This window comes from Candidatus Methanomassiliicoccus intestinalis Issoire-Mx1 (assembly GCF_000404225.1).
GTDB classification, from domain to species: domain Archaea; phylum Thermoplasmatota; class Thermoplasmata; order Methanomassiliicoccales; family Methanomassiliicoccaceae; genus Methanomassiliicoccus_A; species Methanomassiliicoccus_A intestinalis.
Genome location: NC_021353.1, coordinates 1,736,929 through 1,760,630, shown reverse-complemented (window position 1 = coordinate 1,760,630; position 23,702 = coordinate 1,736,929). Strand labels below are relative to the sequence as shown.

21 protein-coding genes are annotated in these 23,702 nt (G+C 42.5%); 14 read left to right on the top strand and 7 right to left on the bottom strand.

What is annotated here, in order from left to right; translation table 11 throughout:
• The first annotated feature begins 82 nt into the window (after window positions 1-82).
• From H729_RS08475 to H729_RS08445, 7 genes are all read left to right on the top strand, one after another.
• Window positions 83-394 (top strand): transcription factor S, encoded by a 312-nt coding sequence (locus H729_RS08475; protein ID WP_048134094.1) that lies wholly within the window; start codon window positions 83-85, stop codon window positions 392-394.
• Window positions 395-440: 46 nt separating this feature from the next.
• A complete protein-coding gene (gene pcn, locus H729_RS08470) occupies window positions 441-1,178 on the top strand; it encodes a proliferating cell nuclear antigen (pcna) (protein WP_020449593.1) in 738 nt (245 codons plus the stop codon).
• A gap of 101 nt (window positions 1,179-1,279) precedes the next feature.
• A complete protein-coding gene (locus H729_RS08465) occupies window positions 1,280-2,116 on the top strand; it encodes a transketolase (protein ID WP_048134093.1) in 837 nt (278 codons plus the stop codon).
• Window positions 2,113-3,060, top strand: a complete 948-nt coding sequence (locus H729_RS08460; protein ID WP_020449591.1) for a transketolase family protein — start codon at window positions 2,113-2,115, stop codon at window positions 3,058-3,060. Before H729_RS08465 ends, H729_RS08460 begins: the two co-directional genes overlap by 4 nt.
• On the top strand, window positions 3,057-3,746 hold the full coding sequence (gene fsa / locus H729_RS08455) for a fructose-6-phosphate aldolase (RefSeq protein WP_020449590.1): 690 nt from the start codon (window positions 3,057-3,059) through the stop codon (window positions 3,744-3,746). The genes H729_RS08460 and fsa overlap by 4 nt, the downstream gene beginning before the upstream one ends.
• A gap of 69 nt (window positions 3,747-3,815) precedes the next feature.
• A complete protein-coding gene (locus tag H729_RS08450; RefSeq protein ID WP_020449589.1) occupies window positions 3,816-4,985 on the top strand; it encodes a geranylgeranyl reductase family protein in 1,170 nt (389 codons plus the stop codon).
• A gap of 39 nt (window positions 4,986-5,024) precedes the next feature.
• Window positions 5,025-6,047 (top strand): class I SAM-dependent methyltransferase, encoded by a 1,023-nt coding sequence (locus tag H729_RS08445; RefSeq protein ID WP_020449588.1) that lies wholly within the window; start codon window positions 5,025-5,027, stop codon window positions 6,045-6,047.
• Here the strand turns inward: H729_RS08445 and H729_RS08440 are convergent.
• Together H729_RS08440 and H729_RS09585 are read right to left on the bottom strand one after the other, a co-directional pair.
• Window positions 6,031-7,563 (bottom strand): hypothetical protein, encoded by a 1,533-nt coding sequence (locus H729_RS08440; RefSeq protein ID WP_020449587.1) that lies wholly within the window; start codon window positions 7,561-7,563, stop codon window positions 6,031-6,033. The two genes, H729_RS08445 and H729_RS08440, sit on opposite strands and share 17 nt — an antisense overlap.
• Window positions 7,564-7,652: 89 nt before the next feature.
• Window positions 7,653-8,294, bottom strand: coding sequence for a helix-turn-helix domain-containing protein (locus tag H729_RS09585; protein WP_020449586.1), 642 nt, complete (start codon window positions 8,292-8,294; stop codon window positions 7,653-7,655).
• Between the two features lie 103 nt (window positions 8,295-8,397).
• Here H729_RS09585 and H729_RS08430 point away from each other — a divergent pair, with 103 nt between their 5' ends.
• Genes H729_RS08430 through H729_RS08420 form a run of 3 tightly spaced genes read left to right on the top strand, consistent with a single transcriptional unit; the run spans window position 8,398 to window position 12,124 of the window.
• Complete coding sequence (locus tag H729_RS08430) at window positions 8,398-9,321, top strand: ribose 1,5-bisphosphate isomerase (RefSeq protein WP_081633149.1); 924 nt, start codon at window positions 8,398-8,400, stop codon at window positions 9,319-9,321.
• Between the two features lie 2 nt (window positions 9,322-9,323).
• Window positions 9,324-10,568: a RuBisCO large subunit C-terminal-like domain-containing protein gene (locus H729_RS08425; RefSeq protein WP_020449584.1), complete on the top strand. Its 1,245-nt coding sequence runs from the start codon at window positions 9,324-9,326 to the stop codon at window positions 10,566-10,568.
• Window positions 10,565-12,124, top strand: a complete 1,560-nt coding sequence (locus H729_RS08420) for an AMP phosphorylase (RefSeq protein WP_020449583.1) — start codon at window positions 10,565-10,567, stop codon at window positions 12,122-12,124. The genes H729_RS08425 and H729_RS08420 overlap by 4 nt, the downstream gene beginning before the upstream one ends.
• Here the strand turns inward: H729_RS08420 and H729_RS08415 are convergent.
• Genes H729_RS08415 through H729_RS08405 form a run of 3 tightly spaced genes read right to left on the bottom strand, consistent with a single transcriptional unit; the run spans window position 12,121 to window position 15,685 of the window.
• Window positions 12,121-13,764, bottom strand: a complete 1,644-nt coding sequence (locus H729_RS08415; RefSeq protein ID WP_020449582.1) for a SulP family inorganic anion transporter — start codon at window positions 13,762-13,764, stop codon at window positions 12,121-12,123. The genes H729_RS08420 and H729_RS08415 overlap by 4 nt on opposite strands.
• Complete coding sequence (locus H729_RS08410; RefSeq protein WP_020449581.1) at window positions 13,761-14,549, bottom strand: potassium channel family protein; 789 nt, start codon at window positions 14,547-14,549, stop codon at window positions 13,761-13,763. The genes H729_RS08415 and H729_RS08410 overlap by 4 nt, the downstream gene beginning before the upstream one ends.
• Window positions 14,546-15,685, bottom strand: a complete 1,140-nt coding sequence (locus H729_RS08405; protein WP_020449580.1) for an urea transporter — start codon at window positions 15,683-15,685, stop codon at window positions 14,546-14,548. The genes H729_RS08410 and H729_RS08405 overlap by 4 nt, the downstream gene beginning before the upstream one ends.
• Window positions 15,686-15,791: 106 nt before the next feature.
• Between H729_RS08405 and H729_RS08400 the strand changes: the two genes are divergently transcribed.
• On the top strand, window positions 15,792-17,294 hold the full coding sequence (locus tag H729_RS08400) for a TCP-1/cpn60 chaperonin family protein (RefSeq protein ID WP_020449579.1): 1,503 nt from the start codon (window positions 15,792-15,794) through the stop codon (window positions 17,292-17,294).
• On the opposite strand, the gene H729_RS08395 is transcribed toward H729_RS08400, so the two are convergent.
• On the bottom strand, window positions 17,291-18,154 hold the full coding sequence (locus H729_RS08395) for a damage-control phosphatase ARMT1 family protein (protein ID WP_020449578.1): 864 nt from the start codon (window positions 18,152-18,154) through the stop codon (window positions 17,291-17,293). The two genes, H729_RS08400 and H729_RS08395, sit on opposite strands and share 4 nt — an antisense overlap.
• Window positions 18,155-18,304: 150 nt before the next feature.
• On the opposite strand from H729_RS08395, the gene H729_RS08390 reads away from it, so the two are divergent.
• The 3 genes from H729_RS08390 to H729_RS08380 all read left to right on the top strand — a co-directional run bounded on the left by H729_RS08390 (window position 18,305) and on the right by H729_RS08380 (window position 22,138).
• Window positions 18,305-19,600: an oligosaccharide flippase family protein gene (locus H729_RS08390; protein ID WP_172618691.1), complete on the top strand. Its 1,296-nt coding sequence runs from the start codon at window positions 18,305-18,307 to the stop codon at window positions 19,598-19,600.
• Between the two features lie 36 nt (window positions 19,601-19,636).
• The gene (locus H729_RS08385; protein WP_048134615.1) at window positions 19,637-21,829 is read left to right on the top strand and encodes a CDC48 family AAA ATPase; all 2,193 of its coding nucleotides are present in this window, start codon (window positions 19,637-19,639) and stop codon (window positions 21,827-21,829) included.
• 69 nt (window positions 21,830-21,898) lie between these two features.
• The gene (locus H729_RS08380; RefSeq protein WP_020449575.1) at window positions 21,899-22,138 is read left to right on the top strand and encodes a PRC-barrel domain-containing protein; all 240 of its coding nucleotides are present in this window, start codon (window positions 21,899-21,901) and stop codon (window positions 22,136-22,138) included.
• A gap of 24 nt (window positions 22,139-22,162) precedes the next feature.
• Here the strand turns inward: H729_RS08380 and H729_RS08375 are convergent, their stop codons facing one another.
• Window positions 22,163-23,698: a tRNA uridine(34) 5-carboxymethylaminomethyl modification radical SAM/GNAT enzyme Elp3 gene (locus tag H729_RS08375; RefSeq protein ID WP_020449574.1), complete on the bottom strand. Its 1,536-nt coding sequence runs from the start codon at window positions 23,696-23,698 to the stop codon at window positions 22,163-22,165.
• Between the last annotated feature and the right edge of the window lie 4 nt (window positions 23,699-23,702).

Genomic DNA, 23,702 nt, shown 5'->3' with positions numbered 1-23,702 from the left:
TGTGAAAATTCTGCAATGAAACAGGATTTTATAAAAACAAGCTTTAATACCTCTCTACATATCACCAACACCAGGCGAGATTATGTTCTGTAGTAAATGCGGATCATTGCTCTTCCCTACCCAGGCAGTAGACGGTTTTGTCACATGCAGATGTGGAAACAAAGAGCCTGTTCAAGGCGGGGAAAAGATTACGATACAAAAGAAAAAAACAGATGTGGAAGATTGCCCAGTAGTCGATGCTATCGAGGGCACCATGCCTAAAACAAACGTTCCATGTCCGAAATGTGGACATAATGAAGCTTATTGGTATCTTAGACAAACTAGAAAGTCTGACGAACCTGAAACCACCTTTCTTACATGTTGTAAATGTGGAAATAAGTGGAGACAATACTAAGAAGATTTAAAATTGAGAGAAAGTTAAGGTAATGTGGGGAGATTCAATGTTTCACGCTAAGATAAAATCTGAAACCCTTAAGGGAATTGTCGATGTTGTATCCACTCTTGTTGATGAAGCTAAATTCAATATTGATCCAGAGGGATTAGAGATTAAAGCAGTAGATCCAGCACATGTTGCTATGGTCGATATGCGAGTTGAAAAAACAGCTTTTGAAGAGTTTAGCGCAGACGATATGGAGCTGGGAATCGACCTGGATAAAATCAAAGAGGTTCTGAAACTCTCTCGTGGTGGAGACATTTTAGAGATCGACCAGAACGATGAGAAAAACAGATTGATTATCCGCGTTGGAAACATTGTGAGAAAAATGAATCTTGTTGATACAGCAGGAATGAGCGACCCCCGTGTGCCAAATGTTGCACTGCCTGCCAAGATAAGCCTTGGAGTAGATGAGCTTCAGAAAGGCATAAAGGCAGCAGAATCTGTATCAGATCATATTGCGCTTTCAGCTTCTCCAGATGATTTTGAAATGTATTCAGAAGGAGATACAGATAGCGTAAATCTTAAATTGGCTAAAGATCAGCTTATTTCACTTGACTGCCAGGAATCTGTAAAAAGCATGTTCCCGCTGGACTATTTCTCGAACATGGTCAGATCCATACCCGGGGGAACAGCTGCAGATATCAATCTCGGAACGAACTATCCTGTCCGTTTGGAGTTTGAGATTGCAGAAGGAAACGGCATGGTCAACTACCTGTTAGCACCCAGAATTGAAAACGAATGATCTTTTAGCGCAATTTTGTGATGATATTCAGAAAGTTGCGCCAAAGATTTAATTTACCCACGAGCATTGCCTCTTGAATTCTTTTCCCATGAGGTGCAATAATGACGCTATATGACGATCAGACCATCCAAGATTTGGAGGCTAAAGCTAAGACTATTAGGTGTCACGCTATTAAGATGATTTATGCAGCTAAGTCAGGACATCCTGGTGGATCTCTTTCTGCAGCTGATCTGATTACTGCATTATTTTTCAAAATCATGAAACATGACCCAAACAATCCTCACTGGGAAGAAAGGGACAAATTTGTGTTGTCTAAAGGGCATGCAGCTCCATCATACTATGCAGCACTGGCAGAATGTGGTTACTTTCCGATAGATGAACTGCTCACATTAAGAAAAGTTGACTCGAACCTTCAAGGACATCCATGCAGACAGAAAACTCGTGGAGTCGAAGTTTCAACAGGATCTCTTGGGCAGGGACTCAGCATGGCCAACGGACTCGCGCTGGCTGCAAAATTAGATCGATCTGGTTCCAGAATATACTGCATCTGCGGAGATGGAGAGCTTCAGGAAGGACAGAATTGGGAAGCGGCGATGCTGGCAGCTCAATACAAATTAGACAATCTCACTCTTTTTATAGACCGCAACAAACTCCAGATAGACGGTCCTACTGAACAGGTCATGTCACTTGAACCTCTGGCAGATAAATGGCTTGCATTCGGATGGAATCTCATAGAGATAAACGGACATGATATGAGGCAGATTCTGGAAGCCTGCGATAAAGCTAAAGAAACCACTGGAAAACCTACTGTAATCATTGCCAATACCATAAAAGGAAAGGGAGTATCTTTCATGGAAGGCGCAATTGGATTCCATGGCAAGGCTCCAAATGAAGATGAGTATAAAATCGCCCTCAAAGAACTGGGGGACTGCGCATGAAGTGGATGTATACTAGTCAGAGAAAAGAATATGCTAATGCATTGACAGAAGTGGGGAAAGAACGAACCGATGTTGTTGTTCTTGATGCCGATTTATCATCATCCACAAGAACTGCGGAGTTTGCAAAAAACTTCCCAGAAAGATTCTTTAACTGCGGCATTGCCGAGCAGAACATGATCGGCACGGCGGCTGGTCTGGCAGCTGCTGGGAAAACCGTATTTGCTTCAACGTTTGCAGCGTTTGCAACAGGCAGATGCTGGGATCAGATTAGACAGGCCGTTGCATATTCAAATCTGGATGTGAAAATTGTAGCAACACATGCAGGCATAACTGTAGGACCTGACGGAGCTACACATCAGGCTTTGGAAGATATTGCAATAATGAGGGTTCTGCCTAATATGACAGTCATTGTTCCAGCAGACGGTGCTGAAACATACAAAGCAATAAAGGCAATAGCAAACTACAAAGGACCTTGCTACGTGAGACTGGGAAGATCAGATGTGCCTCTGGTAACAAGTATGGAAACTCCATTTGAGGTAGGAAAAGCTTCCCTTCTGAAAGAAGGGTCTGACATTACATTGGCTGCCTGCGGACAAATGGTAGCTATCTGTTTGGAAGCTGCAGAAGAACTGGAATCAAGGGGAATCTCTGCAGAAGTTCTGAATGTTTCAACCATCAAACCGTTGGATAAAGATGCAATTGCAAAATCTGTAGAAAAAACAGGCTGCATCGTCACTGCTGAAGAACATTCTATCGAAGGGGGATTAGGCAGTGCTGTATGCGAATTCTTATGTGAAACCTATTCAGTTCCTCAGCAGAGGATCGGTACTCCTGCATGTTTTGGAGAGTCTGGAGAAAGTGATGCTTTAATGAAAAAGTACGGGCTGACAAAAGAACATGTGGTAGAAGCATCTGAAAAAGTGATCAGGAGGAAGAAACAATGAAGATTTTTATTGATACTGCTAACTTGGAAAAGATAAAAGAAGCAAACAGCTGGGGAATAGTTGATGGTGTAACTACAAATCCAAGCCTTGTCTCAAAAGAAAATACGGATTTCAAAACATTGGTTAAAGAAATCTGTAAAATTGTAAACGGTCCGATAAGCGCTGAAGTTATGGGATGCACAGCCGAAGACATGGTAAAAGAAGGCAGAGAATTATCAAAAATTCACAAAAATATTGTTATTAAGATCCCTATGACAAAAGAGGGAATGAAAGCTACAAAAGTTCTCTCCAGCGAAGGCATAAATGTAAATGTAACTCTGATATTTTCCGCATCCCAGGCACTTTTAGCATGCAAAGCCGGGGCACGTTACATATCTCCGTTTGTAGGAAGACTGGATGATGCTGGGCAGGACGGAATGAAACTGATTGCAGAGATCATGAACATCCTGGACTGCTATGATTTTGAAACAGAAGTGATCGTTGCTTCTGTCCGTCATCCGATTCATGTAGTAGAAGCCGCGCAGATGGGTGCAGATATTGCTACAATACCTTTCGATGTGCTTGACAAGATGTTTAACCATCCTTTGACTGACATCGGCATTAAAAAATTCCAGGATGACTGGGAAAAATGCGCATCTTCAAAGGCTCCTGCTAAACCAAAGCCTAAAACTAAATCAAAAAAATAAATGTGAACCAATGATGGGCAACCATCATTATACACAATTTATTATACCACAATATTCTACTAATGCTGTATGGACTCTCAGATCATAATTTCTGGCGGGGGGCCGATTGGCAGCTATCTAGCATCTAATTTAAAAGAATGCTCTGTACAGATAATGGAAGAGCACTCAGAGATAGGGAAACCTGTCCAGTGTACAGGTCTTGTACATCCGAGAGTTGTAGAATTAGCAAATGCTGAAGAGTCTGTTTTGAATGTAATTAAAGGTTTTAGACTATTTTTTCCTGATGGAAGAGTTCTAGAAGTAAAAACGGATGAAGCAAAGGCTGTCGTAATCGACAGATGCCGTTTTGATAACATCTGCTGTGACAGTGCTAGAAAATCAGGTGCAGTAATTAACACAGATTCAAGAATTATAGATTTTAAAAGAGAACATAACGGCCTCGCTGTAAGTTATATGACAGATAATAAAAATAATGAAATTAATACAAATCTTCTGATCGGAGCAGACGGTTATAAATCACATGTTGGGACATGTGCAGGTCTTGGCTGCGCAAAAGAGATTGTAAGGGGAATCCAAGCGGATCTGGAAGTAACAATGCCTGATCAGGATCTTGTTGAGGTTTACGTAGGGAAAGAGGTTGCACCCGGCTTTTTTGCATGGATCCTGCCGTGCGGAGAATTTACCAGGGTTGGTGTTGGAATCTCAAAAGGCAACGGTATCCCCAGTAAATACCTTGACAGTTTGATTGAAAAAAGAGGATTTGGTGAAGTTAACCGCACGCAGACTTATTCTGGTGTGATCCCGATAGGATATCCTAAATCAACATATGCAGACAACATCATGATTGTAGGTGATGCCGCTGCTCAGACAAAGCCTCTTTCTGGAGGAGGTCTGTACACTGGAATGCAATGTGCTAAATATGCTGCAGAAACCGCTTTGGATGCTGTCAATTCAAACAATTATAGTGCAGCATTTTTGTCAGCATATGAAGAAAAATGGAAATCAGAAATCGGAAAGGAATTGGACAGAGGAATGATCATCAGGAAAGTGTTCACTGGGATGAGTGATAAGAGGTTAGATGAAGCCGGCAAATTGTTAGATAAGCCGGAAGCGAGAGAGATAATCGCAACAGGTGACATCGACTATCCTTCAAAACTTGCCAGACCTCTGTTGAAGTCTGTTCCATCGCTTATGAAATTAGCTCCAGGAGCATTGAAAACTCTGTTGCTGGGGAGATAAAATCTAAAAGCTGAAATACGGCAACCCGTATTTTCTTTTATGATTCTTGCAAAGATTCCCAAAAATGATGGGGAGTACATCCGCAAGAAATTATTTAAGCTGGGGTTAGTCCGTAAAGATTATAAAATATTTGAAAATGAAGATTTTATATATCTGCCTCTCAGGGAACTGCCTGATGATGAGGTTATTTTGCAGTATGGATTTACAGTTGAAAATGGATCTGCAGAAGATCGATCATACAGAAAAACTCCTCAGGAACTCATTGCCGAAGATGTAGATATTGATGAAAAACTCAAAGCGTTCCTTCCGCAGAAATGGGAGAAACTGGGAAGCGTAGCAATTATAAAAATTCCAGAAGAACTGGAAGATCTGAGATTTAAAATCGCTCCATCATATGCAAAAATACTCGGTGCGGAATGCATTGTGAGAGAACGCAGCCACATAAGTGGAATACAGCGCATTCCCGATGTAGAAATATTATACGGCACAAATACAGAAACAGTTCATTTTGAAAATGGAATATATTACAAATTAGACGTGTCAAAACTTATGTTCTCATCAGGAAATATTGACGAAAAACTGAGAATGTCTTCTCTTGACTGCACTGGTGAAACCATTGTAGATATGTTTGCAGGAATTGGTTATTTTACGCTTCCTCTCGCTGTACATGCCAACGCTCATAAGATAATTGCATGTGAGATAAACCCAGTTTCATATAATTACCTTAATGAGAATATATTATTGAATAACGTACAGGATATCGTATACCCAATTTTAGGTGACAACAACAATCTGGAAGGCAGCAGGATTGCAGACAGGATAATTATGGGTTATGTGCACACTACACACCAGCATTTAAGAAAAGCATTTGATCTCATAAAAACAGGTGGAATTATCCATTATCACGATACATATCCTCTCGAGATCTTTCCCGAGGCTGCTCTGGAAAATATTAAAAAAGCTGCCGGCAGCAGGAAGTATTCCATATCGCACATCAGGGAGGTTAAATCATACTCGCCTGGTGTATCTCACATGGTGATGGATATCACTGTTGAACAGTGACTTTTTCCATAGCTCCAGATGCCTCCAGCAGTAGACTGAGTGCGTTTGCGTATTCTTTGCCTTCTGCAGACAATACTTTTTCAGCAAACGGAACGAGATATGTGCCGAAATCCATCTCTTCTCTTGTGAACTGCCAGGCTTTTGACTGTCCTTCTCCGGCGGCAGAAAGAAGCGCATAAGTCAGAGATCTCATGTTGTGATTGGAACCTTTGCTCTTCTCAAGTGCGCGCACAGCAGCAGTTTTTCCTTCTGTTTTGTATATTCTAGCTATATCATCGCAGAATGCCGCCATCGGACCCAGATTTATGAAGGCTGGAAGTCTGCTTTTAATTTTCATATAGCTCTCGAGTCTTGCTGCTTCTGCAACCATCTGAGATGGTGCAAGATCTGTACGGTCATTCAAAACTGTTGAAACAGTCTCTGGAGATGCTATTCCTGAAAGAAGTTCTTCATCGTAATCTTTCCACAGATCTGAGAGCAGATTTGGAATCTGATCATTTCTTGAGATTATGCAGCGCTTGCCGGAAGAGATAAATTTACTGATGGTCTCTTTCTCAGCGTCTGTTCCTCTCATAGCATTGAGAAACTTTTCTTTGTCTGATCCAAAACAGGATCCGTTTACAATGTACAGTTCATTTCCTGTAGCCTGAAGGGTTTTTGCCCAGTCTATGCGGTATTCATCCAGAAGAGCGCTGTCTGAAATCTGTCCGTGCAGATATTTTGCCAGTAGATCCGGTTTCAACTGTGTTTTTTCTTTGATCGGGCAGTTGTCGCATTCAGATAAGCATTGAATTCCGCGGTCAACACTGACAGTAAAATCATCTGCAGGATCTTTGGCAGCAATCCGGCTTGCTAGAATATGAACTGTGTTAGTATTCTCTTTTAAACATGAAGTACACACACTGATTGTTACATCTGCGCTGTTCCAACGAATATTCAGATGCTCTCCGCCTTTATGAGCACAGGCAAAATCATCGTCAAGGTCATAAGGCAGCAGCTCCACGATTTCGTTCACATATTCCTCAGGGGCCGCAGGACCATCTGGACAGCAGACTGCATTCTCTTCACACGAGTAGATATGAAGTCCATATTTCTCTGCAACTTTCCAAAACGCCATCAGTCTGAACTGAGGATGATCATAGTGCTGAAGTCCGATAAGAAGATCCCTGTCAGCGTTGCCCCTCATGGCGTATGATACTTCTCCCACTGGAGTTTTTGCAGTGGCTAGATATGGAATCTTGCCATCCATTGCCAATGAGATCGTGGCAGCGTATGCGCGTACAATGGGATCGCCTCTTAATGAAAAAGCCGCCAGTTTCTTTTCATTATCTCTTTTGTCGGAGACAACTTCCATTTTGCTAATCGCTTTTTTGATGACGCACTTTCTGCAGTCCTTTGTGCATTTAGGCATCATGATGTGTGGATTTTCGGCTAACGCCTTCGATTTCTCTAAAAGTCCCTTTTCCAAAGTTTTTGGTGTGGCTTTAGCACCTCTAAACCGTATTCGGCGTCCCATGATGCCACCTAACGAAATGAGAATGATTAATACTTTTTCTAGAGATTATGAATTCTCTTCAAAACCAAAGGGGGTAAAGGTGACAGAGCTTAGTACTGCCTATGCTCTGTAAAATATCCTGCCATGATTCGGCGCTGTCCTTTTCTTAGGATCTCAGAAAGAGTCGATGTAGATATGCCGAATATGTCCGCTAGCTCCTTTAGGTCTGTTTTGCGCGGGAAATCAAAGTAGCCCCTTTCAAATGCCATGCGTGTGATCTGTTCCTGGCGCATCGTGAGTTCATCTTCTGTTTTTATTTCAGTTATCTTAACTAACTGAGGATCTGCATTACATGCGGCCAGTTCAGCAATAAGATTCTGCAGGGCTTCTCTTTCGGTAACAAGCAGCGTCCAGCGTGTGCGGCCCTCTTTGGTGGTAGTAGAACCTGTTAAAAAGCAGTCTGATCCGGCTAAGAGCTTGCAGACTACACAGTGGCATGTAGAGAATGCGGCCAAAACCTTACTCTTATCCAGCGCGCTGATGTCCACATTGAAAATATTTGGATTGTTGCGGATCTGGTCGATTACTTTCTGAAGGTCCCCTTCATTTTCAACTTCGATTTGAACCAGATCCCTGACTTCTTGCGATGAGCCTGTTTTGGAATCTATAACTCTGATTACAGAAGGATACTTTTCAACTACGTCTGTAATCCAGTTTTCCGGCATCGCAATGGATATCACAGCTTCCATCATGTTCAGTTACCCCGCAGGGTTATCAGCTACGTACTAAAAATTGTTTGCTAAACTGTAGTTATTTGGGGTAGCTATTAAAAGTGAATGCGGCGATATGTTATTTATGAAACTCGATGAGACCGCCGAGTCCATACGGACGATGAATATAAGGGGTGCAGGACTGATAGCCCGCAGCGCTGCAGAAGCGTTAAAAGAGCTGGCTGAAGAGTATAATGGAGAGTCCCTCATAGAGTTCACGGAACTTCTCAACAAGGGTAGAGATACATTGGTAAATTCCAGGCCGACTGCTGTTTCTCTGTGGAATGCTGTTCAGGCAACTCTGAAGAATGTTAAAAATGCAGAAGATGTGACAAGTTTAAAAGAAATAGTCTCCAGAGATGCTGATATATTCATATCTAATTCTAAGAAAGCAGTTGAGACAATCGGCAGAATAGGTGCCAATAGAATCAAAGATGGAGATGTCGTACTTACACACTGCAACAGCAAGGCTGCTCTAAGTGTCATAAAAACAGCGTATGAGCAGGGCAAGAATATCTCAGTGTATGCTACTGAATCCAGACCCTGGAAGCAGGGACTGCTGACAGTAAAAGATCTGTCCGATGCAGGGATTCCCGTCACGATGATTGTGGATAGTGCAGTCAGGTGGATTATGAAAGAGATAGATATTGCAGTAGTAGGTGCTGATACAATATGTTCCAACGGCGCACTGATAAACAAAATTGGCACGTCACAGATAGGGCTGGCCGCTCATGAAGCCAGAGTTCCGATGATGGTTTGCGCTGAAAGTTATAAATTTTCACCTAAAACGATGGAAGGGGAGATTGTAGAGATAGAGGAAAGAGATACTTCCGAAGTCGCTGAAAATCTGCCTCCAAATGTAAGGATCAGAAATCCAGTTTTTGATTCCACACCTGCTGAATATATAGATTGTATTGCAACAGAAATCGGACTGATTTCTCCATATGCAGCTTACGAAGTTATAGTAAATAAACTAGGACACGAATGTCTTTTTGAGACGGAGGGATAAGAATGGAGTATTCTAATAAGTATCTTCATCTGGGTGAAGAAATAGATCCGGATGACTATGTAATATGTAAATACAAGATTGCCACGAATCTTGAGATGAGTAATGCAGCTGCAGCGATCGCAGCTGAACAGTCTACAGGAACTTGGACCGGAATATCTACACTAAATGAAGAAATCTTTGAGTTATACAGTGGAAGAGTGACTGCTGTGGAAGGGGATATTGCTACAATAGCATATCCAAAAGAAGATTTCAGTTTAGATATCGGTGGAATACCCCAGGTCCTGAGTGTAATCTCCGGAAATCTGTTTGGATTAGATGCTTTAAACGGAGTACGCTTAGAGGATGTCTTTTTCCCAAAATCAATGCTCAACGATTTTCTCGGACCCAGGTTTGGGGCAGAGGGATTAAGAGAAGTCCTCAAGAGGCCTGAAAAACCCCTTGTAGGTACCATCGTTAAGCCCAAGATCGGGCTGTCGCCGAAGGAAACTGCGAACTACATATATGAAGCTGGAATGGGCGGTCTGACCAATGGTAAAGATGATGAGACCCTTTCCAATCAGAAGTTCTGCCCTATTGAAGACAGAGTAGTTGCAGTGGCAGAAGCCATCGACCGCGTGAAGGATGAAAGCGGCCACATAATGGTTCATGCAATAAATGTGTCTACAAAAGGTCATGAAATTGTAGAAGTGGCTGAAAGAGTGCAGGAGTTAGGAGCCAGTGAGATCATGGTAGATGTAATTACATGCGGATTCGCTGCAGTCCAGGCACTCAGAGAGGATCCATCGATAAAAGTGCCGATTCATGTCCACCGTACAATGCACGGCGCTATAACCAAAAACAAAGACATGGGCGTATCCATGAATGTTTTTGCAAAGCTTGTCAGAATGTGCGGCGGAGATGCACTCCATATTGGAACATTCGGAGTAGGTAAAATGACTGGATCTACCACAGAAGATATTGCTAACCAGCAGGCATGCATCGGCAGAGATGTTCCGTACAAGGAAGTCCTTCCAGTATGCTCTGGAGGAATGCATCCGGGGCTTGTTGAGAAACTGGTGGAAATCGCTGGAACAAACATTCAGATACAGGCCGGCGGAGGAGTTGCAGGACATCCCGGCGGAGTCCGGAAAGGTGCTATGGCATTATCTCAGGCGGTTGATGCTGCATACGAAAAGATTCCTGCCAGTGAATATCGTAAAACTCACGTAGAACTCGATCAGGCATTAAGCAAATGGGGATCGGCATGAATTTAAAAGCCAGATATATTGATATGGAATCCGCTGAATACACCTGCGTACTCCATGACAATGATGCTATTGAACTTGGTGTAAGAGAGCAGGACAGGATCAGGATTAAGCATGAACGCAACTCAATCGTTGCCCTCCTGCAGACAACAGATACAGTAGTAAATCAGGGAGAAGTCGGGATACTAGGAAGAGCCTACGGAGTACTGGGACCTGAGCGTGATGAGATTGTAGATGTCGTTCCGACATCCAAGCCTGAATCTGTAAAATACATAAAGAAAAAGATGAGAGGCGAAGAGCTGACTACTGAAGAGATCAGAACAATCATCAATGATATTGTCCAGCACAATCTCAGCAATATTGAACTGACTGCGTACGTAGTAGCTCTGGAAATAAATGGAATGAATATCCGGGAAACTGCAGATCTTACCATGGCAATGGTTGAAACAGGAGACACCATCACATTTGACCGCGGTCCGATATTTGATTTCCACTCAGTAGGAGGATGTCCTGGCAATAAGATTACCCTGATTGTGGTTCCCATCGTAGCAGCCGCGGGACTCATCATACCCAAGACCTCGTCCAGAGCAATAAGTTCAGCTGCAGGAACCGCAGATATCATAGAGGTTTTTGCAGACGTGAACATGGATGCCCATAAACTGAGAACTGTAGCTGAAAAAGTAGGCGGTACACTGGCATGGGGAGGCTCTATGAGTCTTTCTCCTGCTGATGACACGATAATTAAAGTTGAATACCCTCTTGGAATCGATCCTCATGCCCAGCTTCTTGCATCCGTAATGTCTAAGAAGAAGGCAGCTGGTGCAAACTGTCTTGTGATTGATATTCCAACCGGTGCTGGAACTAAAGTTCCTACCATCGAAGAGGCGCAGGCATTTGCCAGGGACTTTATGGATCTGGGAGAAAAACTCGGAATCGAAGTAAGATGTGCAATAACATATGGGGAACAGCCTGTAGGTAGAGCCATCGGACCAGCGCTGGAAGCTAAGGAAGCCATCACAATTCTGGAAGGTTCAAAGCACCCCAGCAGCGTCTATGAGAAATCCATAGGCATGGCCGCAATGGTGCTGGAAATGGGAGGCATAAAAAACGGTGAAGCCAAGGCCAAAGAGATCCTTGAATCGGGTCAGGCACTGACTAAGTTCAGAGAGATTGTAGCTGCTCAGGGCGGCAATCCAAACATTTCGTCATCTGACATCACCGTTGGGATGTACAAGCATGATATCATTTCTGCAATGTCTGGGTATGTCAACTCTATAAAGAATAAACAACTGGTGCAGATTGCCAGAGCAGCCGGTTCTCCAAAGGACAAGGGTGCAGGAGTAGTACTCAATAAAAAACGCGGAAACAGGGTGCTGGAAGGAGAGACGTTATACACAATCTATGCAGACCATGAAGCCAAACTTGAGCAGGCAATAGAGCTGGCTAGAAAGCTGGATCCCATGGTTGTAGAAAATATGATCATCTCCAAACTGCCGAACTCCAGCAAATACACAGTTATTGAGGAAACTTCGTCAAACGTCCGCAGTGAACGCAATTAAGTGTATTCGGACTTCTCATAAGCATCTACGACGTCTCTGGGAAATTTGAAAAAGGATTCGGGACCCACTTCATAAGTGATCCCCAGCCTTAACAAATCTTTGGAGACGTCTGGATCAACATCCGAAAACACAACTTTAACATTTTTTTCTTTGAGATTATTTATTGACTCTATCAGAGCATCTCCTGCAGAAATGTCTATGCTTGGTACAGCAGACATATCCAGACACAGCCATTTCACATCATTGGATAGAGTTTCCAGATCTTCACGCAGCGTAGGTGCGTTTGCATAATACATTGAAGAATTAAATCTGTAGATTATTAAACCGGGAAGAGCCTGTTTTCTTGAAGATACAGGAAGTGTTGCAAGCTGTCCGTCTTTGAAGACTAAAAGTCTGTTCTTTGGTTTGTATCCTGATTTTACATGAAACAGCAGTGAAGCCACCATAGCAAAAACTATTCCTATTTCTACACCTAAAAACACAACAGCAAATATGCTGGCTACAGCGACAATCGCTTCTCCTTTACTTTTTTTGATTATGGATCTCAATCCCTTGACATCTACCATCTCCAGTCCGATTACAAAGACGATGGCGGAGAGTGCAGCCAGAGGCATGTTTGAAAGCGGAGCTGTCAGAAAGACAAGAACTACTATCACAATGATTGACATAACAATCTGTGTGAACTGGCCTTTTCCACCGGCATAATATGTTACTTCTGTTCTGCCGGAAGTCCCGCTGGATATGAAAGCACCTGTCAGTCCTGCTCCGATATTTGCTATGCCAAGTGAAATTAAATCTCTGTTTTCATCAAATGAATCATGTGATTTTGAAGAATAAACTCGTGACAGTGAAGCACTTTTAGCTACAGCCACTAAAAACAATGAAGCGATTGTGAGAGACATCTGGGGAAGCATTGAAAAGGAATCTGCCGTGGGAAATGTCAGAGAAGGGAGACCCTGAGAAACGTTTCCAATTGTATCAATTGTTGATTTTAAATTAAATATAATACTTATCAATATCGACCCGATCACAACGATAAGCATATCAGGAATTTTTCGTGAAATTTTTCTTGATAGAAATATAATAAGCAGAGATGCAGCTGCAATGATTATAGATATGAAAGAAACTAAATCTAAATGTGTGAAAACTGCAGATGCAATATTGATCACTCCATTTCCAAGATTGGAAATGCCCAGCATTCCAGGAATCTGTTCCACCATGATTACTATTCCGACACCGGTCAGGAAAGCAATCATGACAGTGTCTGAAAGGAAATCTGCGATAAAACCTAACTTAAGTATTCCAGAGACAATCAAAAGTATACCAACGACCAAGGTCACCATCAGTGCCAGTGAAATATAATCAGCTGAACCTCTGGCAGCCACAGCAGTCAGACCGCCTGCCAAGATTAGTGCTGTAGATGAATCTGCTCCGATTGACAAATGTCTTGATGATGCGAATACTGCAAAAATCAGAGAGGGAATCAACAGAGTGTATAACCCTGTAGCCAAAGGCATACCTGCGATATTGGCATAGCCTATTGCTTGAGGTATGGCTACGGTAGCAAGGGTTATACCTGCTATCAAGTCCCCTCTTATCTCTGTTTTCCCATTCGGCAATACTGAGGTAAATAATTTCATTTGCGATCTTCTGAATCAAACTTTTGTTCTATTCGTTCAAGGCGTTCTGACAAATCTTTGTATGCTTTATCAAATTCCTCTTTCGATTCTCCTTCCAGCCGGGTCAATATTGATACCTGTCCTCCCTTTCCAACTACTGCTTTAGCTTGATTTGATACGAGATATCTGTTGGCCAGATAACCGGTCAATGTAGCAAATATTCCTATTCCTGCAATCATCATCAATGAAGCTGTAAGCCTTCCACCGAGAGTAACTGGATAAAAGTCACCGTATCCCACTGTAGATATTGTAACAATGGCCCACCATAATGCGTCAGTAGGTTTCTGTATATTGGCACTTGGATCTGCTGATTCAAAACTATATGCTGCCATTGATCCAAATTCAATTATTAGTATTATAATAAATACTCCTAAAAATAATATTGCTTCTGCACCTTCATTTCTTATATTGGATTTTAATTTATGCCATCCCATATGCCAGAAGATCATTGAAGAACGGACACCTCTGAACAGCCAGGATATTTGGTAAAATGGAATGATGCATAATATGTCCAGCCATCCAAACTCATGCAGAATGTATTGTCTGGGAGATGTTGAAGTTAAAAATCTGTATATGAAATTGATTAAGAATAGTATAGCAAGTACGTAATTGATGATTTTTGCAATATCGCCAATGTGTGTGCCATCATAGATGATGGCTAACACACTGTTCAACACTGAAAGCGCTCCTATGAGCGCAATCATTGTTGCAAAGTTTGGGTTTCTGTCCGCAAACCACTTATTCATGGCCTACCCCATCCGAGCCCAAATGGAATGCTGAGAATGTATGGTGCTGCCCAGATGAAAAAGAACGCTGCAAAGTTAAATGGTCCCGTCAAACCTGGCAAACCCCAGCGTCCAAAGAAGTTTTTCACAGCAGGCACGATGATGATTGTACAGACAATTGTCGCGAAAAGTGCATAAACGAATGTTGTAAGATTCAGCGGCAGGAATGCTGTTAAAGCGATCATCAGCAGTGCTTGGTTAAAACCATGAAGACCAGAACGTATTTCTGAGTCTGGGAATTTTACCAGTTTTGCAAAAATTGCCCCGACCAGTGATCCTATAAATGCCATGGCACCTGCAAGGAACAATGGAGACAGCGGATCCCAATTGGCTGTGTATGCATTATTAAAGATTCCTCCGCTCACTAATGAAAATGAGAGAGTCAGACCGACTACCCAGAATACACCTGTTTTCCAATTATTAATAAATGTAATCTGTGCAACACCGGTAAATCCTGCTTTAATAAATTCCCATACTGTCCAATGAAAGTCCTCTGAATTGTCAGGGTTGCCGCTTCCAGGCAGTAACTTTGTTACACCCGAAGCGACTACATCATGGTAGCGTCCTTCTGCACTGATAGCACCTTCTGGGGCGGGAGATCTTGCAAATATGTCAACTCCAAAGTACCTTGCTGCAAGCAAGGTCATCCAGGTTGCCACACAGAATCCGAGTGTGAATGAGGGTATTCCATATCCTCCGCCGCCTACCTGGAACATATTTCCTAAAACGTTGTCAAGTGCAAGATAGATTATTACAGTCATTGCTGCATTAAAAAGAGAAAGTGCTAATGTTGCGCCATTAGTTTTTGTAAAAGGACCTGACCATAATGCCATAGCTGAAAGAACTGAGTTGTATCCAAGCAAACCGGCTGTTATAAGATGATATGGTACGCCTAGGAGTAGACCCATTCCTGCTCCTATTAAGCTACCAGCCACCATCATTGCGGCTGCCCGACGAGATGCAATCAGTACTCCAACTAGTATCAATGCTCCGCTTACAACGGAAGATACCAGAGGAACCTCTGATATTCCATTGAAGAGTATGAATATAAACTCTACCAATGGATTTCCCGTTTCAAACGTTGGAGTGATATACATTATCGTCCACCTATGTAAAATAAAATTTCCTAATGGTTGGTATTAGTAGTTATCGAGATTTTATAACGGCAATCTAGTTATTGTGGAAGCTGTAAAACATAATAGCATGGCTTCGGAGGAAACTAGACAAACAAAGCAATTTTCAGGCGATCTGAATGCTTTAGCTGGTAATGTCATGGCTGCTGTCGGAATGGCTGATGTTATTAGAACAACCATGGGACCAAGAGGTCTGGATAAGCTGCTTGTAGATCAGATGGGAAACAGGGTAATCACCAATGACGGATATACTGTATTAGTATCTTTGAAAACGGCACATCCTGTTTCAAGACTGCTCGTTGAAATCGCTGAAAGACAGGAGATGAACGTTGGTGACGGAACAACATCCACTGTGATCATGGCGGCAGAGATGCTTAAAGAAGGCTACAGGATGACGTCAGAATGCGGAATACACCCTTCACGAATACTGTCAGAGCTGGATGAAGGTGTAGACATCGTAGCTGAATATCTAAACAGTGTACAAATACAGATAGAATCGCTTAAAGATCCTAAAGTTAAAGATATACTAAAAACAGCTACCGCGTCTAAACTGGACGGCAGGCAGCTCTCGAATCACATCATGCTGGCTGCAGATCATCTAGGGCCTCAAAGCAGAACAGACTTAAGACATGGAATTCTTCTTCTGAGAAGACTGGGTGACGACGTGTTTGTAGATGGTATAGCTATTGAAGCTATGCCGCAGGAAACATCAGTAGTTAGTTACATATCAAATCCAAATGTATGTTTTATAAAAGGATCATTGGAGTTTCCTCTGCCAGGTACGCAGATTGAAGATAATGAACGTCATGATGCTGAAAGAAAAGCGCTCATCGATGCATTAGTTAAGAATGAGATAAATGTTGTTTTAACAAGCGCACCGAATATTGATAATGCATTTAAGATGGAGCTTCTGACCAGAAATATTGCATTGATACGTTTATCTATGGAAGAGCTTGTTTTATTCTCACGATCTCTCGAAACACCTGCAGTTTATGGGTCGCAGATAATATCTGGCAACATCCTGCCGTGCTTTAAAGCAGACAGCATTGAACTTGATGAAGACAAGAATCTGACAATTTTGAGAGCCCCTAAAAGCGGTGTAGCCGCTACATTGATCATCGGAGGAGCGACTACCGAGACATCTAAAGAAAGAATGCGTACGTGTATAGATGGGATATGCGGGCTTCACTATGCTTTGAAAGGAGGAGTCGTCCCCGGCGGAGGAATTGCTGAACTGAATGCTGCTAGATATCTTGAAAAAAAGATGCTTGACGGAAAATCTCAGAATATAGGCTGTGGTATTCTTGTAAAAGGGCTTGAATCAATATCTAGGCAGATACTTGATAATGCAGGATATAACGGCTATGAGATGATGGTAAGGCTCCGTTCTCAGCCTGATGGCATAGGTGTAGATGTTGCTACAGGCGAATTCATAAACATGGTGGACAGCGGAATCATCGATTCAAGAATTACCAAAATGCATGCTATTCAGATTGCAGTGCATATCGTAAAAACAGTCTTGAAAATAGATAGAAATCTTCTGAAGGATGATCCTAAAGAAGGGGTTAATTAAAGAACCAGCTTCGCAACATTGTCGTTCTTGATAACTCCTGCAGCTTTAGCAACCGGATTGCATTTGGCTCTGAATAAGTACAAGATGGGATTTATTGAAGAATCAGATAATGCTTCGAAGTTTCCCATTCCTTTAGAGATCACGAGGTCTGCAGAATTTATTTCCTCCGTCAATTCTTTTTTCATTTTTTCCACGGAGACTCCTACTGCAAACATCTGTGTGCTTATCGTTTTATCAAAAACTCTGCTTATTCCCGAACGATCCGCATCACTCATAGTTACGTCTGTCAAGATGGGTTCTCCTTTCACTACCCCGGTTACATATGTGCCGATTTTCTGCAGCTCTTTTACAAGCAAGATGTCCAGAACATCTTCGCCGCAGTTGTCTAAAAGATACAGAACTTTTCTCCCCTCTCCAATGAATTTTTCTGCTTTCTCCAGATCATTGACTGCTAGGGGCTGCGATACCAGACTGTCAAAATTTTTAGATAGATGTTCCGGATCTGTAAGCCCCTGGACCCCGAAATCCATCACGTTTCCGGCAATAGCTGCTCTTACTGCAGCTTCTAATCTGTTATCTGAAGAATCTATGAACTCTTCTGCTTCATTGATAATGGATGACGCTACATTGTAAGCCTGTATTTTCAAGTCTAGATATGGATCAGCCACGCCCATCTCGTCATATGCCGCTTTGTGCACTTTTGTAGCGATGCCAGCGGAGTTCTTTCCGGCAGTGAACTCAGAGGACAAAATTTCCAATGCTTTTTTCATGGAATTGTATGAGCTTTCGGGGTTGCAGAGGTTAGCTTGATAAAACACGCGTCCCAGAAGGCATGGAACACATTCAGGATCCATATTCATAATATTGAGTGTAGTCTGATGTTGTTTATATCTTTTCGGAAAGAGGGTTTTAAGTAGCAGATGTGCTACTAATTTTGATAAGTTGTTCTGATATTTGCATTAAATTAAAAAACAGTATATATGGTAAGTAATATGGCAGATGGGCATTTGATGAGGGATGGCTTTTTAAAAAAGTTGGATTCAGACAGTATCAGCGGTCCAGCGCTCATCTTGATAATTGCAACCATCGCAGGAGGCGGATGCAATTTTCTGTTTCAGATCATGATGCAGAATACGATCCCTAATCAAATCTCAGAATTAAACACTTTATTGTCTATATTGTACATAATATCAGTTCCAGCCGGTGCAGTTCAGAGCGTAGTTGTGAAGTTTGTATCAAAATATAAGGCAGAGAACAATGACGATGCTATTTCCTACATAATGCGCAGAACGTTCATTTTAGTGGCAGGTCTGGGTGCTGCAATTGGAATTGTAACTTCATTCATACTCTGCACAGATACAATCCGCGGCGCTTTGAAATTGACGTCCACCACTGCAATAGTTCTTATTGGCGCAGCAATATTCTTTTCACTCTTGCAGCCAGTAGGATCAGGTGCGCTGCAGGGCTTTCAGAAATTCACGAAATATGGTACACAGAGCATGCTGAACTATGCTCTGAAACTGATTGTAGGATTTGGAGCAGTTCTCGCAGGATATGGTGTTGCCGGTGCTATAGGTGGAGTCATTACCGGAATCGCATTTGCATCAATTCTCTCTTTATTTTTGGTCAAGGATCACTTGTTGAACAAAGGCACTCCTGTAAAAACTAACGAGATCTGGAGGAGCACCGTACCATCTATGGTTGGAATGCTGTGTTACACAATTCTTACGAATGTAGACATTATTTTTGGTGCAATTTTGTTTGACAAGGATCCGGCTAATTATTATACTTCGGCTTCAACATTAGCAAAAGTAGCACTTTTCCTCCCGACAGCAGTCGTAGGAGCAATGTACCCAAAGATCGCCAGAGCATATGAAGAAGGCAGAGATTCCAGTCCGATTCTAAAGCGATCCCTGGCTATGATGCTTGTGTTGTCTCTGTCTGTATGTGCAGTATATGTCATAGCTCCGGAGTTTATCTTGAATGTGCTAGTCCGCGGTGTATATCCGCTTGAAGAAACTGCACCATTGATGAGGACTCTTGCTATAGCGATGCTGTTTATTGGCCTTGGCAACATTTTCATGTATTATGGTCTGGCTGTTAATGCGCACTCTCACATCATGATTATGGGACTCTCTGTTGCAGTGTTAATCGGAGCAATCGCATTTTTAAGCATAGCAGGAATTGCAATTACGCCATATATGCTGTCAATTATCATGATTATTGTAGGTGCGTTAAATGCATCATTATGCGTCATTGCACTGAAATTATCAAACAGAAAAATGCGTCCGATGTCGCTACGTTAATATCAGATATGCTGATTAGTAGTGGGGCTCACAAAAATGCCTGAAAGCATTACGTTACGTGTTGAGAGTGCACAGCATCAGTCCGAAGTAGGTTTGGGCAGAGCAAGAATAGACAGTTTTTCCAGGAGTAAACTCGGTGTAGATATGGGTGATTTTATAGAAATCACCGGGAAGAGAAAAACTGCAGCCAAGGTATTCCGTGCATCTCCTGATGATGAAGGAAAAGGAACGATCTCAATAGACGGCATGGTAAGATCCAATGCTGGCATATCTATCGGTGATAAAGTTACAGTCTCCAAAGCAAACGTGCAGCCGGCAGCAAAAATTATCGTAGCCCCGAAAATACCTGCTGGAAAAAGAGTTAAGTTTGGTCAGGGGGTCGAAGAACTTTTTAAAAAAGGTCTTCTCAGCAGGCCTCTGGTAAAGGGAGATTCCATAGTCATTCCCAACATTGCACTCATGGGGGGATTTCTTCCATTTATTATATTAAGTACACAGCCAGGCGGAGTGGTAATTGTAGACAACAATACTGATATTGTCATCAAAACAGAATCTGTTGATGTCGAGGACAGCAACGGGATGTCCATAACCTATGATGACATCGGCGGACTGGAAGGAGAGCTGAAACGTGTCAGGGAGATTATTGAACTTCCACTGAAACATCCTGAACTCTTTGACAGGCTTGGAATTGATCCGCCTAAGGGAGTATTGCTGTACGGCCCTCCCGGAACCGGCAAAACATTGATCGCAAAGGCTGTAGCCAATGAATCAGGAGCTAACTTTTACACGATAAACGGCCCGGAGATCATGTCTAAATTCTACGGAGAAAGTGAAGAAAAACTCCGTGAAAAATTTGAAGAGGCTGAAAAGAACGCTCCGTCAATCGTTTTCATCGATGAAATTGATTCGATCGCACCTAAACGAGAAGCTGTATCTGGAGAGACTGAACATAGAATCGTAGCACAGATGCTGACATTAATGGACGGCCTTGGAGAAAGGGGTCAGGTAATAGTCATCGGGGCCACCAACCGGGAGACTGCTCTCGATCCAGCACTCAGACGTCCAGGCAGATTTGACAGAGAGATTGAAATCGGCATACCCACATTGAAAGGCAGAAGAGAGATCCTGCAGATTCATACAAGAGGTATGCCCCTGTCTGATGATGTGGATATAGGCCACCTGTCTGCTATAACTCATGGGTTTGTAGGTGCGGATATAGCCTCACTTGCGAGAGAAGCGGCAATGAAATGCTTAGGCCGGTATCTTCCAGAATTTGACTTAGACCGCCCCGTTCCATCATCAATCCTCGCGGATATGAGAGTTACAAGTGATGATTTTAAAGAAGCTCTCAGGGATGTTGAGCCGTCAGCAATGAGAGAAGTTTCAGTCGAAATACCTGAAGTAAGTTGGGATGATATCGGCGGACTGGAAAAAGTCAAGGAGACGCTTAAGGAACTGATCGAACTCCCGCTTCAGAACCCAGACTGTTACAAGAATGTTGGAATTACTCCGGCAAGAGGAGTTTTACTTTACGGCCCTCCCGGAACCGGCAAAACATTGATCGCAAAGGCTGTAGCTAATGAATGCAAAGTTAACTTCCTTTCAATCAAAGGCCCTGAAATTATGTCTAAATGGATGGGTGACTCTGAGAAGGCGGTTCGTCAGATTTTCAAAAAAGCAAAGCAGATCGCTCCATCGATCATATTCTTAGATGAGATCGATGCCATAGCTCCGAAGAGGGGCCACCTCAATGACTCCGGAACAACTGAAAGAGTTGTTAACCAGCTGCTGACATCAATGGATGGCTTTGAAGACATGGAAAAGGTTATGGTGGTTGGTGCTACAAACAGACCAGACATTATCGATCCAGCTCTTTTACGCCCCGGGCGGTTTGATTCTTTAACACTGGTACCTCTTCCGGATATCAAAGACCGGGAAGCTATAATCCGCGTAAATACCAAAAATATGCAGTTGGATAATGTAGACTTTAAGCTCCTCGCTGCAAAAACAGAATGGTTTTCAGGTGCCGATATCACCGCATTATGCCGTGAAAGCGGACTCAATGCAATAAGAAACGGAAGATCTGTCGTAGTTCAGTCTGATTTTGAAAAAGCCTTGAAAAATGTTTATCCATCCTGTGATAAAAGCATAATAAAATGGTACGAGGACTTCTCAAAAAAGATAGAAAGAATATCTCCTGAATGGAAAGATGCCGGAGCATATAGGTAATCGATCGAGTTATATAGGCACAAATTAATAAGGGTGCCAGCTAAAGCTCTAAATGAGGGGAATATTGGGATGAAAAAATTCATTAGCGAACTAAAAGGAAAAACAGTTATGACTAACGATGGTCAGATACTGGGCATGATTGAAAACTTCCTGGTGGACACTGTAAGCGGAGACATCAAGAATGTATTGGTAGTGCCGTCTGAAGATATCGATGCAAAGATTCACAAAACTGATGCCAAGGGGCGCTTGATCCTTCCATTCAGCGAGATGAGATCTGCGCGCGATGTTGTTGTAATGTCTACAATGTAATTTTTATAAAAAATATTGCTGCGTTTACCGCAGCAATTTAACCATATACATTTCTCTCAGTTCATAACCAAGCGATTCATAGTATTTTCTTACGCCGACTCCCGATGTCACGCGTGTGAATGAGCATCCTTCCAGCAGTGCTTTTTCTTCTGCAGTGTGCATTAATTCTTTACCGGCACCGCGGTGCTGCCATTTTCCAGAGGAGCCGATTGGCGCCAGCTTTCCGAAAACTTTCAATTCGCGTATGCTTGCAATATCTCCATCTCCAGTACGGAGACGCACATACCCTGCCAGAGCATCAATTTCAGGAATTCTCAGTGCAATGAAATGCTCCGTTCCACCTGATGCTTCGTATGAAGTTGTTGTGAGCTCTAGATTTTCATATTGATCTTCAGTCACTCCCATATGTCCGACTTCATGACATCTTATGCATTTACATGAAGTACCGTTTTCCCTCATCTCTGCTTTAACAAGCTCTCTGAGATGACCTTTCATAACGCCCGCTTCAATCAACGGGACGGGAATGTCTCTCTGGATTCTTTGAATTCTTACCCAGGGAGGCACAAATTCTTTCATTTTGGCGATGACTTTTACAGCTTCTTCTGTAGAATACGGAGCATATTCTCCATTTATCCACATGTCGTAGAGTTTAGTTCCTTTTACAACTAAAGTAGGATATATTTTCAGCATGTCAGGACGGAAATCTGGATCTTCGAAGATCCTGCGGAAACACTCTACATCTTTTTCAGGAGATGATCCAGGCAGGCCAGGCATTACATGATAGCATACTTTTAATCCGCTGCGTTTTGCTGCCAGAGTCGCATCGATTATTTCTTGAAGGCCATGTCCGCGGTTAACCGCTCTCAGGATTTCATCATCGAGAATCTGGACGCCCATTTCAACGCGGGTCATTCCCAAAGCCATTGCATTTTCGATGTTTGAGTAATTCATTGCATCCGGGCGCGTTTCAATCGTAAGACCTATACAGCGATGCGGTGCAGTTTCATTAGCATTCTGAGCCTCAATGAGAGTGTCTGAGTCAAAACCGTTCATGGCATCAAAACAGCGTTTTATGAACCAGTCTTGGTATTCCTGAGGTCTGGATGTGAATGTTCCACCCATGATGATAAGATCTATTTTTTCAGTAGAATGGCCGATCACTTCCAACTGCTCCATTCTTCCAATTACCTGATCAAATGGATCAAAATTGTAGAATTCTCCTCTTCTGGCCGCCGGTTCCTTACCTGTATATGATTGAGGAGAGTTATTTTCCACGCCTCCGGGACAATAGATGCATTTTCCATGCGGACAGGGGGCAGGGGATGTCATCACTGCAACAGCAACCACCCCTGACAGTGTTCTGACAGGCTTTCTGATCAATATTGCTTCTACAAGGGGGCGTTCTTCATCAGTAACTTCAGATAATATTTCTGAATTTCTAGGAACTCCAGGCAAACTATATTTTTTACTAATTTTAATCTTGTAATTCTGCAGTTGATCTTTATTAGTTATTTCACCATCTAATATTTTCTGAACTATCTCTCTGCAATATTCAGCCAATTTA

What these genes read in the sequence shown, in the direction of transcription:
- H729_RS08440 (WP_020449587.1), bottom strand. Translation starts at nt 7,563, where the DNA reads ATGGGACGCCGAATACGGTTTAGAGGTGCTAAAGCCACACCAAAAACT.
- H729_RS08430 (WP_081633149.1), top strand. Translation starts at nt 8,398, where the DNA reads ATGAAACTCGATGAGACCGCCGAGTCCATACGGACGATGAATATAAGG.
- H729_RS08475 (WP_048134094.1), top strand. Translation starts at nt 83, where the DNA reads ATGTTCTGTAGTAAATGCGGATCATTGCTCTTCCCTACCCAGGCAGTA.
- H729_RS08395 (WP_020449578.1), bottom strand. Translation starts at nt 18,154, where the DNA reads ATGAATATGGATCCTGAATGTGTTCCATGCCTTCTGGGACGCGTGTTT.
- H729_RS08410 (WP_020449581.1), bottom strand. Translation starts at nt 14,549, where the DNA reads ATGAATAAGTGGTTTGCGGACAGAAACCCAAACTTTGCAACAATGATT.
- H729_RS09585 (WP_020449586.1), bottom strand. Translation starts at nt 8,294, where the DNA reads ATGATGGAAGCTGTGATATCCATTGCGATGCCGGAAAACTGGATTACA.
- fsa (WP_020449590.1), top strand. Translation starts at nt 3,057, where the DNA reads ATGAAGATTTTTATTGATACTGCTAACTTGGAAAAGATAAAAGAAGCA.
- H729_RS08415 (WP_020449582.1), bottom strand. Translation starts at nt 13,764, where the DNA reads ATGAAATTATTTACCTCAGTATTGCCGAATGGGAAAACAGAGATAAGA.
- H729_RS08425 (WP_020449584.1), top strand. Translation starts at nt 9,324, where the DNA reads ATGGAGTATTCTAATAAGTATCTTCATCTGGGTGAAGAAATAGATCCG.
- H729_RS08400 (WP_020449579.1), top strand. Translation starts at nt 15,792, where the DNA reads ATGGCTTCGGAGGAAACTAGACAAACAAAGCAATTTTCAGGCGATCTG.
- H729_RS08450 (WP_020449589.1), top strand. Translation starts at nt 3,816, where the DNA reads ATGGACTCTCAGATCATAATTTCTGGCGGGGGGCCGATTGGCAGCTAT.
- H729_RS08405 (WP_020449580.1), bottom strand. Translation starts at nt 15,685, where the DNA reads ATGTATATCACTCCAACGTTTGAAACGGGAAATCCATTGGTAGAGTTT.
- H729_RS08465 (WP_048134093.1), top strand. Translation starts at nt 1,280, where the DNA reads ATGACGCTATATGACGATCAGACCATCCAAGATTTGGAGGCTAAAGCT.
- H729_RS08445 (WP_020449588.1), top strand. Translation starts at nt 5,025, where the DNA reads ATGATTCTTGCAAAGATTCCCAAAAATGATGGGGAGTACATCCGCAAG.
- H729_RS08460 (WP_020449591.1), top strand. Translation starts at nt 2,113, where the DNA reads ATGAAGTGGATGTATACTAGTCAGAGAAAAGAATATGCTAATGCATTG.
- H729_RS08420 (WP_020449583.1), top strand. Translation starts at nt 10,565, where the DNA reads ATGAATTTAAAAGCCAGATATATTGATATGGAATCCGCTGAATACACC.
- H729_RS08385 (WP_048134615.1), top strand. Translation starts at nt 19,637, where the DNA reads ATGCCTGAAAGCATTACGTTACGTGTTGAGAGTGCACAGCATCAGTCC.
- H729_RS08380 (WP_020449575.1), top strand. Translation starts at nt 21,899, where the DNA reads ATGAAAAAATTCATTAGCGAACTAAAAGGAAAAACAGTTATGACTAAC.
- H729_RS08390 (WP_172618691.1), top strand. Translation starts at nt 18,305, where the DNA reads ATGAGGGATGGCTTTTTAAAAAAGTTGGATTCAGACAGTATCAGCGGT.
- pcn (WP_020449593.1), top strand. Translation starts at nt 441, where the DNA reads ATGTTTCACGCTAAGATAAAATCTGAAACCCTTAAGGGAATTGTCGAT.